Raw genomic sequence first — 2,461 nt, forward strand, 5'->3', positions numbered from 1 at the left:
CGGGCTACGGGCCGCCCGCCAGCAAGGGCCTGAGCATCGACACGCCGCCCGGCAGCGCGGTGCGCGCCGCCGCCGCGGGCAAGGCCATCCACGTGGGCAACCTGCGCGGCTACGGCATGCTGGTCATCATCAAGCACGACGACAACTGGCTGACGGTCTACGGCAACCTCGACAAGCCCTCGGTCAGCGAAGGCGCGCAGGTGTCCGGCGGCCAGGAGGTCGGGCGCATGGGCAGGTCCGACAGCGAGCTGCACTTCGAGGTGCGCAACAACGGCAAGCCGGTCGACCCGGCCGGGCTGCTGCCCGCGCGCGGCTGAGGCGGGCGCGGGCAGGGGCGGGCAGCGGCGGGCGCCGCCGCTACTGCGCGTGCTCGATCACCATCTGCACGCGCGTGACGCCGTTGAAGGTGTTGTTGTCCAGCCGGTAGGCCACCAGCGCGCTGGCGCCGAGCGAATCGGCGTGGTTGAACCAGATCGCGTCGAAGCGCTGGCTGCCGCGCCCGAGCTGCAGCTTGAGGTGCTTGCCCTTGAGCACGCTCTGGCGCAGCACGTCGAACTCGCCGCAGAAGGTCGGCGCGGGAAAGCCCTGGCCCCACACCTGCTGCTCGAGCAGCGCGACGAATTCCGGGCTGAAGCAGCCGTCCTCGATGTCGCCGTCGGTCTCGATCACGCGCGCGAGCTGCTCGTCGTCCAGCCATTCGCGTCCCACCGCCTCGAACGCTTCCGTGAACTCGCCGAAGGTGTCCGCGCGCAGCGTCAGGCCGGCCGCCATCGCGTGGCCGCCGAACTTGACCAGCAGGCCGGGATGGCGCTTGGACACCAGGTCCAGCGCGTCGCGCAGGTGGAAGCCGGGGATCGAGCGGCCCGAGCCCTTGATGGTGCCGTCGTCGCCGGGCGCGAAGGTGATGGTCGGCCGGTGGTATTTCTCCTTGAGCCGCGACGCCACGATGCCGATCACGCCCTGGTGCCAGGTATCGTTGAACACGCTCACGGTGAAGCGCGCGGCCGGGTCCAGCGCGCCCAGCGGGCCTTCCAGGATGCGCAGCGCTTCCTGCTGCATGCCGGCCTCGATGTCGCGGCGCTCGCGGTTCATGCCGTCGAGTTCCTGGGCGATTTCCCACGCGCGGCTGGCGTCGTCGGTGAGCAGGCATTCGATGCCGAGCGACATGTCGGCCAGCCGCCCGGCCGCGTTCAGGCGCGGGCCCACGCCGAAGCCGAGGTCGAAGGTGTTGGCGCGCGCGGCCTCGCGCCCGGCGGCGCGGAACAGCGCGGCCACGCCCGCGTGCATGCGCCCGGCGCGCATGCGCTTGAGGCCCTGCGCCACCAGGATGCGGTTGTTGCTGTCGAGCTTGACCACGTCGGCCACCGTGCCCAGCGCCACCAGGTCGAGCAGGGCGTCCAGGCGCGGCTGGGTCTGCGCGTCGAACGCGCCGCGGCGGCGCAGCTCGGCGCGCAGCGCCAGCAGCACGTAGAACATCACGCCCACGCCGGCCAGGTTCTTGCTCGGGAAGGCGCAGCCGGGCTGGTTGGGGTTGACGATCACCGCCGCGTCCGGCAGCTGCTCGCCGGGCAGGTGGTGGTCGGTCACCACCACGTCGATGCCGAGCGCGTTGGCCGCCGCCACGCCGTCCACGCTGGCGATGCCGTTGTCCACCGTGACGATCACGTCGGGCTGCTGCCGCGCGGCCAGCGCCACGATCTCCGGCGTCAGGCCGTAGCCGTACTCGAAGCGGTTCGGCACGATGTAGTCGACGCGCGCGCCCAGCATGCGCAGGCCGCGCACGCCCACCGCGCAGGCGGTGGCGCCGTCGCAGTCGTAGTCGGCCACGATCAGCAGCCGGCGGCCGGCGGCGATGGCGTCGGCCAGGTAGGTGGCGGCGTGGCCGATGCCTTTCATCGTGTCCGGCGGCATCAGCCCCGGCAGCTCGGTGGCGAGCTCGGCCGGCGCGCGCACGCCGCGCGCCGACAGGATGCGGGCCAGCGTGGGGTGCAGGCCGGCGCCTGCCAGCGTGCCGGCGTGTTCGGCGGAAAAGGAGCGGACGGCGATTCGGGTCATGTGGAGGCAGGCAGGAAAACGGGGTGAGGCGTTCGGGCGGTCAGTCGGCCGGGCGTTAGGTCATCCGGCCGTTCAGGCGGCATAGGCCAGGTCGGACAGCAGCGCGCGCCAGTCGCCGCGCGCGCCCAGGCCGCGCCAGAACTTGCGCAGGTCGGCGCGGCGCACGGTGAACTCGGCATAGTGGTTGTCGCCGGCCAGCACCAGCGTCAGGGCCGGCAGCGCGCCGCTCTCCAGCGCGGCCAGCGCCGGGGCGAACCAGTTGGCCTCGAGCGCGTGCATGCGCTCGATCCACAGGCCCCAGTCCTCGCCGATATGGGCTTCGGTGGCGTCGTCCAGCAGCGCCAGCGCGCTGTCGGCGGTCCCGGCCGCCGCGGCGTCGAAGCGCGGCGGCAGCGGCTGGCAGGCC

General features: G+C 72.9%; 2 protein-coding genes and 1 pseudogene. 1 reads left to right on the forward strand and 2 read right to left on the reverse strand.

Annotation, left to right across the window (positions count from 1 at the left end; all coding sequences use genetic code 11):
* A partial coding sequence (locus tag K206_RS0105660) for a murein hydrolase activator EnvC (protein WP_020201443.1) occupies positions 1 to 317 on the forward strand: 317 nt, incomplete at its 5' end.
* 40 nt (positions 318 to 357) lie between these two features.
* Here K206_RS0105660 and recJ read toward each other — a convergent pair.
* Positions 358 to 2,055 (reverse strand): single-stranded-DNA-specific exonuclease RecJ, encoded by a 1,698-nt coding sequence (recJ, locus tag K206_RS0105665; RefSeq protein ID WP_020201444.1) that lies wholly within the window; start codon positions 2,053 to 2,055, stop codon positions 358 to 360.
* Between the two features lie 72 nt (positions 2,056 to 2,127).
* Positions 2,128 to 2,461, reverse strand: a pseudogene (locus K206_RS43610) (hypothetical protein); the annotation flags it as partial.

The sequence above is a fragment of the Cupriavidus sp. WS genome (genome assembly GCF_000395345.1).
GTDB lineage: Bacteria > Pseudomonadota > Gammaproteobacteria > Burkholderiales > Burkholderiaceae > Cupriavidus > Cupriavidus basilensis_B.

Coding starts and splice junctions, on each gene's coding strand:
- recJ (WP_020201444.1), bottom strand. CDS start 2,055: ATGACCCGAATCGCCGTCCGCTCCTTTTCCGCCGAACACGCCGGCACG.